Annotated in this window: 12 protein-coding genes; all 12 read right to left on the reverse strand. The window is 61.7% G+C overall.

The features are described from left to right. Positions 1-20: 20 nt before the first annotated feature. Complete coding sequence (locus GST84_19570; GenBank protein XGB14400.1) at positions 21-647, reverse strand: acetyltransferase; 627 nt, start codon at positions 645-647, stop codon at positions 21-23. Continuing rightward, positions 644-1240: a sugar transferase gene (locus GST84_19575; protein ID XGB14401.1), complete on the reverse strand. Its 597-nt coding sequence runs from the start codon at positions 1238-1240 to the stop codon at positions 644-646. The genes GST84_19570 and GST84_19575 overlap by 4 nt, the downstream gene beginning before the upstream one ends. Before the next feature lie 224 nt (positions 1241-1464). After that, the gene (locus GST84_19580; GenBank protein ID XGB14402.1) at positions 1465-2922 is read right to left on the reverse strand and encodes an MBL fold metallo-hydrolase; all 1458 of its coding nucleotides are present in this window, start codon (positions 2920-2922) and stop codon (positions 1465-1467) included. Between the two features lie 102 nt (positions 2923-3024). Further along, complete coding sequence (locus GST84_19585) at positions 3025-3288, reverse strand: DUF1049 domain-containing protein (GenBank protein ID XGB14403.1); 264 nt, start codon at positions 3286-3288, stop codon at positions 3025-3027. 19 nt (positions 3289-3307) lie between these two features. Beyond that, positions 3308-3610, reverse strand: coding sequence for an integration host factor subunit beta (gene ihfB, locus GST84_19590; protein XGB14404.1), 303 nt, complete (start codon positions 3608-3610; stop codon positions 3308-3310). Positions 3611-4651: 1041 nt separating this feature from the next. Further along, the gene (gene rpsA, locus GST84_19595) at positions 4652-6328 is read right to left on the reverse strand and encodes a 30S ribosomal protein S1 (GenBank protein ID XGB14405.1); all 1677 of its coding nucleotides are present in this window, start codon (positions 6326-6328) and stop codon (positions 4652-4654) included. Positions 6329-6452: 124 nt separating this feature from the next. Continuing rightward, on the reverse strand, positions 6453-7139 hold the full coding sequence (locus tag GST84_19600) for a (d)CMP kinase (GenBank protein ID XGB14406.1): 687 nt from the start codon (positions 7137-7139) through the stop codon (positions 6453-6455). After that, complete coding sequence (locus GST84_19605) at positions 7136-9376, reverse strand: bifunctional prephenate dehydrogenase/3-phosphoshikimate 1-carboxyvinyltransferase (protein ID XGB14407.1); 2241 nt, start codon at positions 9374-9376, stop codon at positions 7136-7138. Before GST84_19605 ends, GST84_19600 begins: the two co-directional genes overlap by 4 nt. A 164-nt stretch (positions 9377-9540) precedes the next feature. Beyond that, complete coding sequence (gene pheA, locus GST84_19610) at positions 9541-10635, reverse strand: prephenate dehydratase (protein XGB14408.1); 1095 nt, start codon at positions 10633-10635, stop codon at positions 9541-9543. A gap of 1 nt (position 10636) precedes the next feature. Continuing rightward, complete coding sequence (serC, locus tag GST84_19615; protein ID XGB14409.1) at positions 10637-11722, reverse strand: 3-phosphoserine/phosphohydroxythreonine transaminase; 1086 nt, start codon at positions 11720-11722, stop codon at positions 10637-10639. Positions 11723-11869: 147 nt separating this feature from the next. After that, positions 11870-14641, reverse strand: a complete 2772-nt coding sequence (gyrA, locus tag GST84_19620) for a DNA gyrase subunit A (GenBank protein XGB14410.1) — start codon at positions 14639-14641, stop codon at positions 11870-11872. Positions 14642-15839: 1198 nt separating this feature from the next. After that, positions 15840-16916 (reverse strand): S-methyl-5-thioribose-1-phosphate isomerase, encoded by a 1077-nt coding sequence (gene mtnA, locus GST84_19625; GenBank protein XGB14411.1) that lies wholly within the window; start codon positions 16914-16916, stop codon positions 15840-15842. Between the last annotated feature and the right edge of the window lie 91 nt (positions 16917-17007).

The raw sequence follows: 17007 nt of genomic DNA on the forward strand, positions 1-17007 counted from the left end.
TCAGGATAGTCGATTTCAGCTCACCTGGTAGGAAGGGTTTTTGCAGGCACGCCCACCACGCACAGCCCATCCGGCACATCACTTACCACTGCTGCGCCGGCACCAACCACCACGTCACTGCCCAGGCTGATCAGTTGCCGGACACAGGCCCCGATACCGACCCAACTGCGATCGCCCACCCTGACTGCACCGGCCAGCCTGGCACCGGGACTGACATGAACAGCGCTACCAAGCACACAGTCATGGTCAACGCTACAACCTGTATTGAGGATTGCACCAGAACCAACCCTCGCATCGGCGTTTACCACAACGCCGGCGAAAACCACAGAACCGACACCGATGATCGCATATCGGCTGACACAGGCCATGGGGTGAACCAATGACACCAGCGTTGCTCCGAGGCTCCCCAACGCCTCGAGCTTGGCGTGTCGAACTGCATTGTTGCCAATGGCAACGATCACACCCTCGTACTGCCCAACCCGGGCGTGCAACGCCGCCGAGTCACCGACCACGCGCCAACCGCCATTGTAGGCTCGGCCTGGCCAGGCATCGTCAAAGAAATCGACCTGATCCCAGCCACAACACTGCGCGGTATCGGCTACGACCTTGCCATGCCCGCTGGCACCCAACACGGCCAACCTCTTCACCGTTTGTTGCCTGTGAACTTGGACATAGTGACATTGCCTTCGGCGCTGATGCCTTCTTTTACAACCACCTTTTTTATCGTCATGAACAGGATCTTGAGATCGAGCAGAAAACTCTGGTTGTCGACATACCATACATCGAGCTTGAACTTCTCATCCCAGCTCAACGCATTACGGCCGTTAACCTGGGCCCACCCCGTCACCCCCGGGCGGACTTCGTGCCGGCGGCTCTGCTCCTGGCTATACAGCGGAAGGTACTCCATCAATAAGGGGCGCGGCCCCACCAAACTCATGTCGCCCTTCAATACGTTCCACAGCTCTGGCAGCTCATCCAAGCTGCTTGCGCGTAAAAAACTGCCAAAGGGCGTCATTCGCTCGGCATCGGCAAGCGGATGGCCATCGCCGCCTACGGCGTCGCGCATGGTTCGAAACTTGATCATTTCAAAGGGCTTGCCATCACGACCGGGGCGAACCTGGCGGAACAGCACTGGCGATCCGAGCTTCTTTCGAATGTTCCATGCGACTATAGCCATAACAGGAGAGAGCAGTATGAGAGCGCACAATGAAGCGCATATATCGATAAACCGCTTTAACATTTAGTTGACTCGGATATTGATGGAGGTGCGTGCACGCATTCAATGCTGTACGGAGGCGCTGGCTACCGTTTTTTTGGTTCGGTGAGCCAACCGGATATGTCTACCCGAGATTGTTACGCCAATCAAGGTGCCTTGATCAGCCTTTTGGCGTGCGCTGGGAATGAAGCAGAACAGGTGACGCCCCACTGACCCTCACGGTACTTAACAGTACCTTGTAGAGCCAGCTATTTCTGATCCGCCATAATTTCAGCTCCGCCGATACGTACATCAACGGTACCTCCTGCTTGCCTGTAGCGGGCGAGCAGTACCGCCTGAAGCGTTCTTTTTGCCCCTTGGTCACCATGCACCAGCACCACTTGCCGGGGTAACGGATCGATTTCGCAGGCATAGCGCACTAGGCCATGCTGGTCCATATGACCGGAGTAGCCGGACGATGTCAGCACTTTGGCCCTGATCTCATACATCCGCCCATCCAAGTCAACCTGCACAAACCCTTCAGCCCCCTCACTCGCCTGTATCACCGCCCCCGGCGTCCCCTTAGCCTGGTACCCCACAAACATCACCTCATGCCGCGGATCCCCCAGCATGGCCTTGAGGTAATTGACGATGCGCCCACCCGAACACATGCCATTGCCGGCAATCACGATCGCCGGTCGCCCGGTGCTCTTGAGGTAATTGACCACCTGCTGGTGGCGGGCATGGGTGTCCACACTGATCAGTTGGCTGAAGCCGAGTGGATCGCGCCCTGCTGCAACACGCGCCCTGGCTTCTGCATTCCAGTATTCGTGTAGCTCCCGGTACACGCTGGTGATGCGCTGAGCCAAGGGCGAATCGAGGATGATGGGCAACTGTGACCAGTCGATCGGCTCCCCGTCCGGAGCCGGACCGGTAGTGTTCAGCAGGGCTTTGCGGTGAAGAATATCTTCCAGTTCATACAGCAGCTCCTGGGAACGACCAAGACTGAATGCGGGAATCAGGATGGTGCCCTTGTCGGTGAGGGCTCGGTCGATGGCGTCTTCCAGTCGCTGGCGGCGGTCGCCTGCCTGTGGGTGCAGGCGGTCGCCGTAGGTGCTTTCCAGCACTAGCACGTCGGCGCGCTCCGGAGGCTGCACCGGGCGCAGCAGAGGGTTGCCGCAAGCGCCCAGGTCGCCAGAAAACACATACCGGCTGTTGGTTTGCTCATGCTGTATATCGCACTCGACATAAGCGGAACCCAGCAGATGCCCTGCACGCTGCAGACGAATACGGCAGGCAAGACCTGGTCGCTCGACCACCGTGTGCCACTGCTCGAAGGGCAGCGGCACGATGAGGTCACGGATGAATTCGAGATAGCGCGCCACCTGCGCAGGCTCGCTGCTGATGCTCAGCTTGTAGGCGTCTTCCAGCACCAGCGGTAGCAGCCGGGCCGAGGGCTCGCTGCACAGGATCGGACCACGGTAACCCGCTGCCAGCAGCGCAGGGATGCGCCCAACATGGTCCAGATGGACATGGGTGATGACCAGTGCCTGAATACCCTGGATACCGAAGCCGAGCGCCGCGGTCTCCGCATCCGGCGGCGCCTCATTCCCTTGCTCAAGGCCGCAATCGATCAGCAGGCTAACGGTGGGATCAAGGTGCAACTGATGGCAGGAGCCAGTGACGCCGCGGGTACCACCGTGATGGGAAAGGCTGGGATATTCCATGCTGCGCACACTCGCCTGGACCGAAAATGAAGTGGACTATTACTCCATGACGACCGACGCATGCATAGGTGAACCTTTCTTTATTAGGCGTAGGAAATTTCCTTAGTTGCCGCTCAGTGCCGCCTCACGGGCAGACGCCCTGATCTTGCGCTTACTGCGCTGCACGCCGTAGGCCCCCAGCAACGGCCCGACTGCCAAGCCAATGACCAAAGCGGCCAATACCAGGACAGCAACCGGCATGGCGGGTGCAGCCCAACCAAACAGGACCAATGACACGGTTTGCTGGTTCTCCAGCACGAAGAACAGCACCACAGCCGCCAATAGCAGCACGAAGACCGCCGCCAGGGCGCGCTTGAAGTTACGCATCAGATTGCTCCTTTGGAAATCAGGTGTGGGCCTCTTCATGCTCGTCTTCATTGACCCGGTCGCGCAACTCTTTGCCGGGTTTGAAATGCGGCACGAACTTGCCTTCGAGGCTGACCGACTGGCCGGTCTTGGGATTACGGCCTACGCGTGGGGCGCGATAGTGCAGCGAGAAGCTGCCAAAACCGCGGATCTCGATGCGATCGCCGGTAGCCAGGCATTGTGACATCTGCTCAAGCATGGTCTTGATGGCCAGCTCCACGTCCTTGGACGAGAGCAGCCCCTGATGGGTGACAATACGTTCGATCAGCTCCGACTTCGTCATATTTTTCCCTTCGTTATCAAGCAGCTAGATCATTGCTTAACCAGTTTGTAGCACGCCGGGAAGGATTTGAACAGGGTGGATCTTGACTTAATAAAAAAATTCAAGATTGAAGTAATTCAAGAATGGTCTACCGCTTAGACAGGCCAACGCTGCCTGATTCGCGGGTGAACCCGCTCCTACAATGGGGGGTGCCAGCCTGAAGTTAGCGTGGTCCGGCGCCATCGGCGCAGGCGCGGGTTTACCCGCGAACACCGGCGATGCCGGTGCCATCCACCGTGGCGCCTGATTCGCAGGTGAACCCGCTCCTACAATGGGGGGGGTGTCAGCCTGAAGTTAGCGTGGTCCGGCGCCATCGGCGCAGGCGCGGGTTTACCCGCGAACACCGGCGATGCCGGTGCCATCCACCGTGGCGCCTGATTCGCGGGTGAACCCGCTCCAATGGGGGGCAGCCTGAAGTTAGCGTGGTCCGGCACCCTCGGTGAAGGAGCGGGCTTACCCGCGAACACCGGCGATGCCGGTGCCATCCACCGTGGCGCCTGATTCGCGGGTGAACCCGCTCCTACAATGGGGGGGGGTGCCAGCCTGAAGTTAGCGTGGTCCGGCACCCTCGGTGTAGGAGCGGGTTTACCCGCGAACACCGGCGATGCCGGTGCCATCCACCGTGGCGCCTGATTCGCGGGTGAACCCGCTCCTACAATGAGGGGTGTCAGCCTGAAGTTAGCGTGGTCCGGCACCCTCGGTGTAGGAGCGGGTTTACCCGCGAACACCGGCGATGCCGGTGCCATCCACCGTGGCGCCTGCTTCGCGGGTGAACCCGCTCCTACAATGGGGGGTGTCAGCCTGAAGTTAGCGTGGTCCGGCGCCATCGGCGTAGGCGCGGGTTTACCCGCGAATACCGGCGATGCCGGTGTCATCCACCGCACACCGGGTTGTGCCAGCCTGAAGCTGGCGTGGTCCAGCGGCGCCAACCGCCGCGCCGCTTGATTGCAGGCATAAAAAAGGGCGACCCGAGGGTCGCCCTTTTTACCGATCAAACAGAACTCAGTTCTGCTTGGCCATTGCTTCGCGCAGCAGCGCAGCCATGGTGGTGTCGGCAGCAGCTTCCGGAGCGTTTTTCAGGCTCTGGATAGCTTCGCGCTCTTCAGCGTCGTCTTTCGATTTGATCGACAGGCTGATAACGCGGGACTTGCGGTCAACGCTGATGATCTTGGCTTCGATCTCTTCGCCTTCCTTCAGAACGTTACGCGCGTCTTCAACGCGGTCACGGCTGATTTCGGAAGCTTTCAGAGTGGCTTCGATGTCGTCGGCCAGGGTGACGATGGCGCCTTTGGCGTCAACTTCTTTCACGATGCCCTTGACGATAGCGCCCTTGTCATTGACAGCAACGAAGTTGGAGAACGGATCGTCTTCCAGCTGCTTGATGCCCAGGGAGATGCGCTCGCGCTCTGGGTCGACCGACAGGATGACGGTTTCCAGCTCGTCGCCCTTCTTGAAACGACGTACGGCTTCTTCGCCGGTTTCGTTCCAGGAGATGTCGGACAGGTGAACCAGGCCGTCGATGCCGCCGTCCAGACCAATGAAGATACCGAAGTCGGTGATCGACTTGATGGTACCGGTGATCTTGTCACCCTTGTTGAACTGGCCAGAGAAGTCTTCCCATGGGTTGGACTTGCACTGCTTGATGCCCAGGGAGATACGACGACGCTCTTCGTCGATGTCCAGAACCATGACTTCCACTTCGTCGCCAACCTGAACGACTTTCGACGGGTGGATGTTCTTGTTGGTCCAGTCCATTTCGGAAACGTGTACCAGACCTTCAACGCCTTCTTCCAGCTCAGCGAAGCAGCCGTAGTCGGTCAGGTTGGTAACGCGAGCCTGTACGCGAGTACCTTCTGGGTAACGGGCAGTGATAGCTACCCACGGATCTTCGCCCATCTGCTTCAGACCCAGCGAAACGCGGTTGCGCTCACGGTCGAACTTCAGAACGCGTACGTCGACTTCGTCGCCAACGTTAACGATTTCCGATGGGTGCTTGATGCGCTTCCAAGCCATGTCGGTGATGTGCAGCAGGCCGTCGATACCGCCCAGGTCCACGAATGCGCCGTAGTCGGTGAGGTTCTTGACGATACCTTTGACTTGCTGGCCTTCCTGCAGGGTTTCCAGCAGGGCTTCGCGCTCGGCGCTGTTCTCGGCTTCCAGCACGCTGCGACGGGAAACGACAACGTTGTTGCGCTTCTGGTCCAGCTTGATGACCTTGAATTCCAGCTCTTTGCCTTCCAGGTGGGTGGTGTCGCGCACTGGGCGGACATCAACCAGGGAGCCCGGCAGGAACGCACGGATGCCGTTAACGTCGACAGTGAAGCCGCCCTTAACCTTACCGTTGATAACGCCCTTGACCACTTCTTCGGCGGCGAAAGCTGCTTCCAGAACAATCCAGCACTCGGCGCGCTTGGCTTTTTCACGGGACAGTTTGGTTTCGCCAAAGCCGTCTTCGACCGCGTCCAGCGCAACGTGAACTTCGTCACCGACCTTGATGGTCAGCTCGCCAGCTTCGTTGTAGAACTGCTCGAGCGGGATGACGCCCTCGGACTTCAGGCCAGCGTGTACGGTAACCCAGTCGCCGTCGATGTCGACAACGATACCGGTGATGATCGCACCCGGCTGAAGATTGAGGGTTTTCAGGCTTTCTTCAAAGAGTTCTGCAAAGCTTTCGCTCATTTTAATTCCTGTAGATTCGGGCGAAACAAACGCCCATAACCACATTCCAGACAATGTGGGTTCGTTTTAAGTAAAGGAAAGCCGGCAGGACGTTGACTGGTGCCCCTGCCTGCTTTCCTGGCTATCAGATAAGGTCGCGCTGGGCGATCTCGCTTCTGATACGTTGCAACACCTGCTCGATGGACAACTCGGTAGAGTCCAACTGAATGGCATCGGCCGCTGGTTTCAGCGGGGCCACTGCACGTTGGGTGTCACGCTCATCACGTGCACGAATCTCATCCAGCAGACTCGACAGACTAACATCTTCACCCTTGCCCTTCAACTGCAGGTAGCGGCGACGTGCGCGTTCCTCCGCACTGGCGGTGAGGAAGACCTTCAATGGCGCGTCCGGGAACACCACGGTACCCATGTCGCGCCCGTCAGCAATCAGCCCCGGCACTTCGCGGAACTCACGCTGACGTACCAGCAGCGCATCACGCACCGCCGGCAGCGAGGCCACCATCGATGCACCGGCACCGACGGTTTCGGTACGGATGACGTTGCTGACGTCCTCACCCTCAAGGATGATCTGCTGCAGCTTACCGGGCTCGGCAGCAATGAACTGCACATCCAGATGGGCGGCAAGCTTGGTCAGCAGTTCTTCGTTGGTCAGATCGACGCCGTGGTTGCTCGCATTGAATGCCAGCAAGCGATACAGCGCGCCGGAGTCCAGCAGCTTCCAGCCCAGCTCGCGGGCCATCAGCCCGGCGACCGTGCCCTTGCCCGAGCCGCTTGGCCCGTCGATAGTGATAACCGGTGCCATTGAATTCACGACTTGCCCTCTTCTGCCACGCGAATCCCCACTTCGGCGCACAGCGCCAGGAAGTTGGGGAACGAGGTGGCGACGTTGGCGCAGTCGTGAATGCGGATCGGCGCACTGGCGCGCAGCGAGGCCACACTGAAGGCCATGGCAATGCGGTGGTCACCATGCCCATGCACTTCGCCGCCGCCCAACTGGCCGCCGTCGATGATGATGCCGTCCGGGGTCGGCTCACACTTGATGCCCAAGGTGATGAGGCCATCGGCCATCACCTGGATGCGATCGGACTCCTTCACGCGCAGCTCTTCGGCGCCACGCAGCACGGTACGCCCTTCGGCGCAGGCAGCAGCCACGAACAAGACCGGGAATTCGTCGATGGCCAGCGGCACCAACGCTTCAGGAATGTCGATACCCTTCAGCTTGGCACCGCGCACACGCAGGTCGGCCACTGGCTCACCGCCCACTTCACGCTGGTTTTCCAGGGTGATGTCGCCGCCCATCAGGCGCAGGATGTCGATCACGCCGGTACGGGTCGGGTTGATGCCGACATGCTCCAGCACCAGCTCGGAGCCTTCAGCGATAGACGCTGCCACCAGGAAGAACGCTGCCGAGGAAATGTCAGCCGGCACTTCGATGCGGGTAGCGGTCAGCTTGCCACCGGACTGTAGCGAGGCAACCGGGCCATTGCTGTCGACCGAGTAGCCAAAACCGCGCAGCATCCGCTCGGTGTGGTCACGGGTAGGCGCAGGCTCGGTGACAGTGGTCTTGCCTTCGGCGTACAGGCCGGCCAGCAGCAGGCAGGATTTGACCTGGGCGCTAGCCATCGGCAGCGTGTAGGTCAGCCCTTTGAGCTTGTGGCCACCACGGATGGTCAGCGGCGGGCGGCCGTCCGGGCCGGTCTCGACCACAGCACCCATTTCGCGCAGCGGGTTGGCCACACGGTTCATCGGGCGCTTGGACAGCGAGGCGTCGCCGGTCATGGTCACATCGAACGACTGACCGGCCAACAGGCCCGACAACAGGCGCATCGAGGTACCGGAGTTACCCACGTACAGCGGCCCTGGTGGCGGCTTGAGGCCATGCAGCCCCACGCCGTGAATGGTCACACGACCGTGGTTGGGGCCTTCGATGACCACACCCATGTCACGGAATGCCTGCAGGGTCGCCAGCGCGTCTTCGCCTTCGAGGAAGCCTTCGACCTCGGTAGTACCTTCGGCCAGCGAGCCGAGCATGATCGAGCGATGGGAAATCGACTTGTCGCCCGGTACACGGATCCGCCCGTTCAGGCGGCCACCCGGTTGGGCCTGGAAAATCAGATCGTTGGCGTTCATAGCGTCCACATAGGCCCGGCGGGCCAGGATTTTACTGAAATGCTCGCGGGCAGCCCGTGCGCGGGTGAATACACCCAGCAGCTGGTGCCCATCCCCTTCAGCGATCGCGTCGCGCAAGGCGTCGAGATCGCTGCGATATGTATCAAGTGTGCGCAGGACAGCGTCGCGGTTGGCGAGGAAGATGTCATGCCACATGGTCGGGTCGCTGCCGGCGATTCTTGTGAAATCGCGGAATCCACCCGCAGCGTACCGGAAGATCTCGAGGTTTTCATTGCGTTTGGCCAGCGAGTCGACCAGGCCAAAGGCCAGCAGGTGTGGCAGATGGCTGGTGGCGGCCAGTACTTCGTCATGGCGCTCGACCGACATGTGCTCCACATCGGCATCCAGCGCACGCCACAGGCGGTCAACCATGGCCAGCGCGGCGGGGTCGGTTTCGGCCAGCGGCGTGAGGATGACCTTGTGCCGGCGGAACAAGGTGGCGTTGGAGGCCTCTACCCCGCTCTGTTCGGAACCGGCGATGGGGTGACCCGGGACGAAGCGCGGCAGGCGCGCACCGAAGACGGCGCGTGCCTCACGCACGACGTTGCCCTTGGCACTGCCGACGTCGGTGATGATTGCATCACCCAGGTCGAGCACGGCCAGGCGCGCCAGGACTTTTTCCATGGCCAGGATCGGTACGGCCAGCTGGATGACATCGGCCCCCACGCAAGCGGCGGCGAGGTCTTCTTCGCAGCGGTCGACCACCCCCAAGGCCACAGCCTGCTTGCGCGAGGGGGCATCCAGGTCGACACCGACCACTTCACGGCACAGGCCGCTCTCACGCAGGCCCTTGGCGAACGAGCCACCGATCAGGCCCAGGCCGACCACGACCAGACGGTCGATGATGGGTGCGGGTTTGGTTTTTGCTGCATTTACCACTGGTGCGAACCCTGTTCAGAAATCTAGGTAGCCTGTGAGGGCCATTGGGGCCGCGGCGCGGCCCTTCGCGGGCTCGCCCGCTCCCACAGAGATCGGCATCACATGCTCACTGTGGGAGCGGGCATGCCCGCGAAGGGCTGCAAGGCAGCCCCAAGGCCCCTGAATCAAAGCACCGCCTTCGGATAAGAGCCCAGCACCTTCAGCGCCACAGCCTCCTGGCTGATCTGCTCGAGCACCGCCTTGATCAGCGGGTCGCGGTGGTGGCCGACGAAGTCGATGAAGAACACGTAGGTCCACTTGCCGCTGCGCGACGGGCGGGTCTCGATACGGGTCAGGTCGATGCCGTTCTGATAGAACGGCACCAGCAACTCATGCAAGGCACCTGGCTTGTTGCTCATCGAAACGATGATCGAGGTCTTGTCGTCGCCGGTCGGCGGTACTTCCTGGTTGCCGATCATCAGGAAGCGCGTGGAGTTGTCCGGGCGATCTTCGATCTTCTCGGCCAGACGGGTCAGGCCGTACAGGTTGGCCGCCATGTCACCGGCGATCGCCGCCGAATTCCACTCGCCCTTGACCCGCTTGGCCGCTTCGGCATTGCTCGATACGGCTACGCGCTCCACGTTCGGATAGTGCGCGTCCAGCCACTTGCGGCACTGGGCCAGCGACTGGGCGTGGGAGTAGATGCGGGTGATGCTGTCGGTCTTGGTGTTCTCGCCCACCAGCAGGTGGTGGTGAATACGCAGCTCAACCTCACCGCAAATCACCATGTCATGCTCGAGGAAGCTGTCCAGGGTGTGGCTGACCGCACCTTCAGTGGAGTTTTCCACCGGCACCACACCGAAGTTGACGGCACCGGCCGCCACCTCACGGAACACTTCGTCGATGGCCGCCATCGGCCGACTGATCACCGCGTGACCGAAGTGTTTCATGGCCGCAGCCTGGGTGAATGTGCCTTCAGGGCCGAGGTAGGCGATTTTCAACGGCTCTTCCAAGGCCAGGCACGACGACATGATTTCGCGGAACAACCGCGCCATCTCTTCGTTGCCCAGCGGGCCTTTGTTGCGCTCCATCACGCGCTTGAGCACCGCAGCTTCACGCTCGGGACGGTAGAACACCGGTTTCTCGCCTTCTTTCAGCGAGGCAGTCTTGACCCGGGCAACTTCTTCGGCGCAGCGCGCGCGGTCGCTGATCAGCTCGAGGATTTTCTCGTCGAGGCTGTCGATGCGCACGCGCAGCGCCTTGAGCTCCTGTTCGGACATATCAGCCATGCTCCTTCTCGAATTCAGCCATGTAGCCTACCAGCGCTTCTACCGCTTCCAGGCCCAGGGCGTTGTAGATGGAGGCGCGCATGCCGCCAACCGAACGGTGGCCCTTGAGGTTGAGCAGGCCACGCGCGTCGGCGCCCGCGAGGAAGGCCTTGTCCAGGCGCTCGTCAGCCAGGCGGAACGGTACGTTCATCCACGAACGGGCGTTGACGCTGATCGGGTTGGTGTAGAACTCGCTGCGGTCGATGAAGCCGTAAAGGCGATCTTTCTTGGCACGGTTGCGCTGCTCCATGGCATCAACACCACCCTGCTCTTTCAGCCACTCGAAGACCAGACCCGAGAGGTACCAGGAGTAGGTGGCCGGGGTGTTGTACATCGACCCGTTGTCAGCCGAAACCTTGTAATCGAGCATGGTCGGGCAACTGCTGCGGGCATGGCCCAACAGGTCTTCGCGCACGATCACCACCACCAGGCCGCTTGGGCCGATATTCTTCTGCGCGCCGGCGTAGATCAGGCCGTACTGCGACACATCGATCGGGCGCGAGAGGATGTCGGACGACATATCGACCACCAACGGCACGTCACCGGTCTGCGGCACCCAGTCAAACTGCAGGCCACCGATGGTCTCGTTGGACGCATAGTGCACGTAGGCAGCGTTTTCGGTCAGGTTCCACTCGTTCTGGCCGGGGATGGCCAGGTAGTCGTAAGGCTTGGCAGTGGCGGCGACGTTGACGTTGCCGAAACGGCGCGCTTCCTCGATGGCCTTTTTCGACCAGATGCCGGTTTCGATGTAGTCGGCAGTGCCGTTTTCCGGCAGCAGGTTCAGCGGGATTTCAGCAAACTGCTGGCTGGCGCCCCCTTGCAGGAACAGCACCTTGTAGTTGGAGGGGACGGACAGCAGGTCACGCAAGTCCTGCTCGGCCTTTTCGGCGATGGCCACATAATCGTCGCTGCGATGGCTCATTTCCATCACCGACAAGCCCTTGCCACGCCAGTCCAGCATCTCGGCCTGTGCGCGCTGCAGGACAGCGTCAGGAAGCGCGGCAGGGCCTGCGCAGAAGTTAAAGGCTCGTTTGCTCACATCCACTCTCGCTCTGCCAAATAGAACAAAATCGTAATTCGGTGGCCACATTCCATGCAGGATCGGTGGCGCCTGCATCGCGGGCAAGCCCGCTCCTACACAGTCAAACGGGGCGACCTTGGTCGCCCCGCTCGGGTTTACGCTTGCTTACTCTTGCGGGGCCTCGTCGGCACCCGCAGCTTCTTCATTTTCATTGTCTGGCGCTGCAGCCTCGACACCCTCCTCGTCCGTCTCGATCACTTCATCGAGTTCGTCCTCGGACGGCTCCTGGATACGCTCCAGGCCCACCAGCGTCTCATCGGCCGCCAGCTTGATCAGCGTAACACCCTGGGTGTTGCGGCTCAGGCTGGACACCTCGCCAACCCGGGTGCGAACCAGCGTGCCCTGGTCGGAAATCAGCATGATTTCCTCACCTTCCTGCACCTGGATAGCACCGATCAGCAGGCCGTTGCGCCCCTTGGTACCCATGGCGATCACACCCTGGCCACCGCGGCCGCGACGCGGGAACTTGGACAGCGGAGTGCGCTTGCCAAAGCCACGCTCGGAGGCGGTGAGGATCTGCGAGCCGGACTCGGGGATCAGCATCGAAATGATCCGCTGGCCTTTGCCCAGCTTCATGCCGCGCACACCACGGGCGTTGCGACCCATTTCACGCACGACGCTCTCGGCAAAGCGGATGACCTTGCCAGCGTCGGAGAACATCATGACTTCCTTGGCGCCATCGGTGATGGCCGCGGCAATCAGGGTGTCACCTTCCTTCAGCTTCAGGGCGATCAGGCCGTTGGAACGAGGACGGGCGAACTGCACCAGCGGGGTCTTCTTGACGGTGCCGGAAGCGGTCGCCATGAAGATGTACGCGCCGGTCGGCTCTGCAACCCACTCCGGGGTGTCACCGTCTTCTTCGTCGACTTCCTCGGCCTCTACCAGCTCACCCTCGAGCACGGCGTCTTCAGCCTCGTCCAGTTCTTCGTCGAGGTCGGCGTTCTGCTGCAGCGCTTCGAGGTCGATCTGCAGCATGGCGGTGATGCGCTCACCCTCCTCCAGCGGCAGCAGGTTGACCAGCGGGCGACCACGGGCAGCGCGGGACGCTTCGGGGATTTCGTAGGTTTTCTTCCAGTACACCTTGCCCTTGCTGGAGAACAGCAGCAGGGTGGCGTGGCTGTTGGCGACCAGCAGGTGCTCGATGTAGTCCTCGTCCTTCACGCCGGTCGCCGACTTGCCCTTACCGCCACGGCGCTGGGCCTGGTAGGCGGACAATGGCTGGGTCTTGGCATAACCACCATGGGAGATGGTGACCACGCGCTCTTCTTCCGGGATCATGTCGCCGTAGTTGAGGTCGTGGCTGGCATTGAGGATTTCGGTGCGGCGGGCATCGCCGTACTCGGCACGGATGGCCTCCAGCTCCTCGCGAATCACTTCCATCAGGCGCTCGGCGCTGCTGAGGATGCGGATCAACTCGCCGATCTGCTCGAGGATTTCCTGGTACTCGGCCAGCAGCTTCTCGTGCTCCAGGCCGGTCAGGCGGTGCAGGCGCAGGTCAAGAATGGCCTGGGCCTGTTCCGGCGACAGGAAGTACTTGCCGTCATGCAGGCCGTACTGCTCCGGCAGGTCCTCAGGGCGGCAGGAATCGGCGCCAGCGCGCTCGACCATGACCTGCACGGCACTGGATTCCCACGGCGTGGAAACCAGGGCTTCCTTGGCTTCGGACGGCGTCGGCGAGGCCTTGATCAGGGCAATGACCGGGTCGATGTTGGACAGCGCGACCGCCTGGCCTTCAAGGATATGGCCACGCTCACGGGCCTTGCGCAGCTCGAATACCGTACGGCGGGTCACCACTTCACGGCGGTGGCGGACGAACGCTTCGAGCAGGTCCTTGAGGTTGAGCAGGCGCGGACGGCCGTCGACCAGGGCCACCACGTTGATACCGAACACGCTCTGCAGCTGGGTTTGCTGGTAGAGGTTGTTGAGCACCACCTCCGGCACCTCGCCGCGACGCAGCTCGATGACGATGCGCATGCCGTCCTTGTCGGACTCGTCGCGCAGCTCGGTGATGCCTTCGATCTTCTTCTCTTTGACCAGCTCGGCAATCTTTTCGATCAGGCGAGCCTTGTTCAGCTGGTACGGCAGCTCGGTGATCACGATCTGCTGGCGGCCGCCAACCTTGTCGATGTCTTCGATTTCGGAGCGGGCGCGCATGTAGATGCGGCCACGGCCGGTGCGATAGGCCTCGATGATGCCCTGGCGACCGTTGATGATGCCGGCAGTCGGGAAGTCCGGGCCAGGGATGTGCTGCATCAGCTCATCGATGGTGACTTCCGGGTTGTCGATGAGTGCCAGGCAGCCATCGATGACCTCGCCGAGGTTGTGTGGCGGAATGTTGGTCGCCATGCCCACGGCAATACCGCTGGAACCGTTGACCAGCAGGTTGGGAATACGCGTCGGCATGACCGCCGGGATCTGCTCGGTGCCGTCGTAGTTGGGCACCCAGTCGACGGTTTCCTTGTGCAGGTCGGCCAGCAGCTCGTGGGCCAGTTTGGTCATGCGCACTTCGGTGTATCGCATGGCGGCAGCGTTGTCGCCGTCCACCGAACCGAAGTTGCCCTGACCGTCGACCAGCAGGTAGCGCAACGAGAACGGCTGGGCCATACGCACGATGGTGTCGTAGACCGCAGTGTCGCCGTGCGGGTGGTACTTACCGATCACGTCACCGACCACACGGGCGGATTTCTTGTACGGCTTGTTCCAGTCGTTGCCCAGTTCGCTCATCGCATAGAGAACGCGGCGATGCACGGGCTTCAAGCCGTCACGCGCATCGGGCAGCGCTCGCCCGACAATCACGCTCATCGCGTAGTCGAGGTAAGACTGTCTCAGTTCGTCTTCGATATTGACCGGGAGGATTTCTTTGGCCAGTTCGCCCATGAGAAGCCTGATTCCTTTTTCTGGTGAAACTTCGCAGCTCCATCAAGGGCCGAACGAAGCTCGCCGCCGCAGCGCATAAGGGTGCGACGACTTACGACAAATCAATGAGTTGTGCCATGGATCTGCGCAATGAAGGCCGCCGTGATGGGCGGTCTTGGAAACTGCCGGATGTTATCACAAAGGCGGGGGCGGTGGGGAGATGTGGCACGGGGGCTTGACGTGAATATTGTGTTGGCTGCAAGACCGAGCGCCGCCCGCGCGGCGCATCGCGAGCTGCGCTCGCTCCTACGTTTGTTTCGGGCCAGTAACGCCTGTGGCAGACGCGCGCGACCGCCTGGCCCGTACCACACGATATCGCGGCATGCGCCAAGGCGTACGCGCGCAAATCCCACAGGAATGACTGGCCCGAAACAAACGTAGGAGCGAGCGCAGCTCGCGATGCGCCGCGCGGGCGGCGCTCGGTCTTCCAGGCGACGCACCTCTACCGCCATACCCTCAAGGCCACACCGCCTGGCATGACGTTGCGCAATAGCCGGGGGAGTTTGCCGTGGGTTTTATGGTGTTGCAGATATCGAGCGCCGCCCGCGCGGCGCATCGCGAGCTGCGCTCGCTCCTACGTTTATTTCGGGCCAGTAACGCCTGTGACAGGCGCGCGCGACCGCCTTGTTTGTACGACGCGATATCGAGACATGCGCCAAGGCGTACGCGCACAAATCCCACAGGAATGATTGGCCCGAAACAAACGTAGGAGCGAGCGCAGCTCGCGATGCGCCGCGCGGGCGGCGCTCGGTCTCCCAGGCGACGCCCCTCTACCGCCATACCCTCAAGACCACGCCGCCTGGCATGACGTTGCGCAATGGCCGGGTGTGTTTGCCGTGGGTTTCAGGGGGTGGCAGAAATCGAGCGCCGCCCGCGCGGCGCATCGCGAGCTTTGCTCGCTCCTACGTTTGTTTCTGGCCAGTAACGCCAGTGGCAGACGCGCGCGACCGCCTTGTTTGTACGACGCGATATCGAGACATGCGCCAAGGCGTTCGCGCGCAAATCCCACAGGAATGACTGGCCCGAAACAAACGTAGGAGCGAGCAAAGCTCGCGATGCGCCGCGCGGGCGGCGCTCGCCCTCACAGGCAACACACCTCGACCGCCCTACCCCTCAATGCCACCTCGCCCTACCCCACAATGCCACCTCGACCACCCCCTCAATGCAACCGCTTGCGGCAAACCAGCTGAGCCAGCTTGGCAACATCCGGACGCTCGACAATGCCGCGCTCGGTCACGATCACATCGATCAGGTCGGCCGGCGTCACATCGAACACCGGATTGAACACCTCGACACCCGGCGGCACCCGGGTACCGCCAAAGTCGAGCCACTCGTCGGCGTCACGCTCCTCCAGCGGGATATCCTCGCCCGTGGCCAGGTTCAGGTCGATGCTGGTGCTCGGTGCCACGACCATGAAGCGCACGCCATGGTGCATGGCACTGACAGCCAGCTGATAGGTGCCGATCTTGCCGGCCATGTCGCCATTGGCAGCGATGCAGTCCGCCCCCACCACCACCCAGGTGATACCCTTGGTCTTCATGAGGTGGGCCAGCGCAGAGTCGGCACAAAGCGTCACCGGGATACCCTCATTGGCCAGCTCCCAGCCGGTCAGGCGCGAACCCTGCAGCCAAGGGCGAGTCTCACCGGCATATACCCGCTCGACCATGCCTTCCAGGTAGCCGGCACGGATCACCCCCAGCGCGGTGCCAAAGCCGCCACTGGCAAGGGCGCCGGCGTTGCCGAAGGTGAGCAGGGCCTGGGCATTGCCCTGATGGCGACGGATCAGTTCGATACCCTGCTGGGCCATGGTCAGGTTGGCCTCACGGTCGCTTTCGTGAATGGCCACCGCTTCGGCCTCCAGCGCTGCCAGAACGTCCTCTTCCGGACGCAGGCGCTGCAGGCGCTCGCGCATGCGGTTCAGCGCCCAGAACAAGTTGGCGGCGGTAGGACGCGCTTCGGCCAGGGTGAGAAAGTCGTCTTCCAGGTCCATTTCCCAATCGCCGCCTTCGGCCAGCCGCTCTTCAAGCGCCAGTACCAGGCCGTAAGCTGCGGCAATACCGATTGCCGAGGCACCGCGCACCGCCATGTCGCGGATGGCTGCGGCCACCTGCGCAACATTGTCGCAGGCCAGCCAACGCTCCTCCGACGGCAGCAGGCGCTGGTCGAGCAGGTGCAAGGCGCCGCCCTGCCAGCGGATCGCGGTCACCTTCTCCGCCGCCAAAAGTCGCTCGCGCATTGCCTCTCCCCGTCATTCGGATATCAAAAGCCGGCGATTATAGCGACCCTCGGGGCCGAGCGCTCGGGTATACTCCGACGCAATTTTGCGA

The organism is Pseudomonas putida, assembly GCA_041879295.1.
Taxonomy (GTDB): domain Bacteria; phylum Pseudomonadota; class Gammaproteobacteria; order Pseudomonadales; family Pseudomonadaceae; genus Aquipseudomonas; species Aquipseudomonas putida_Y.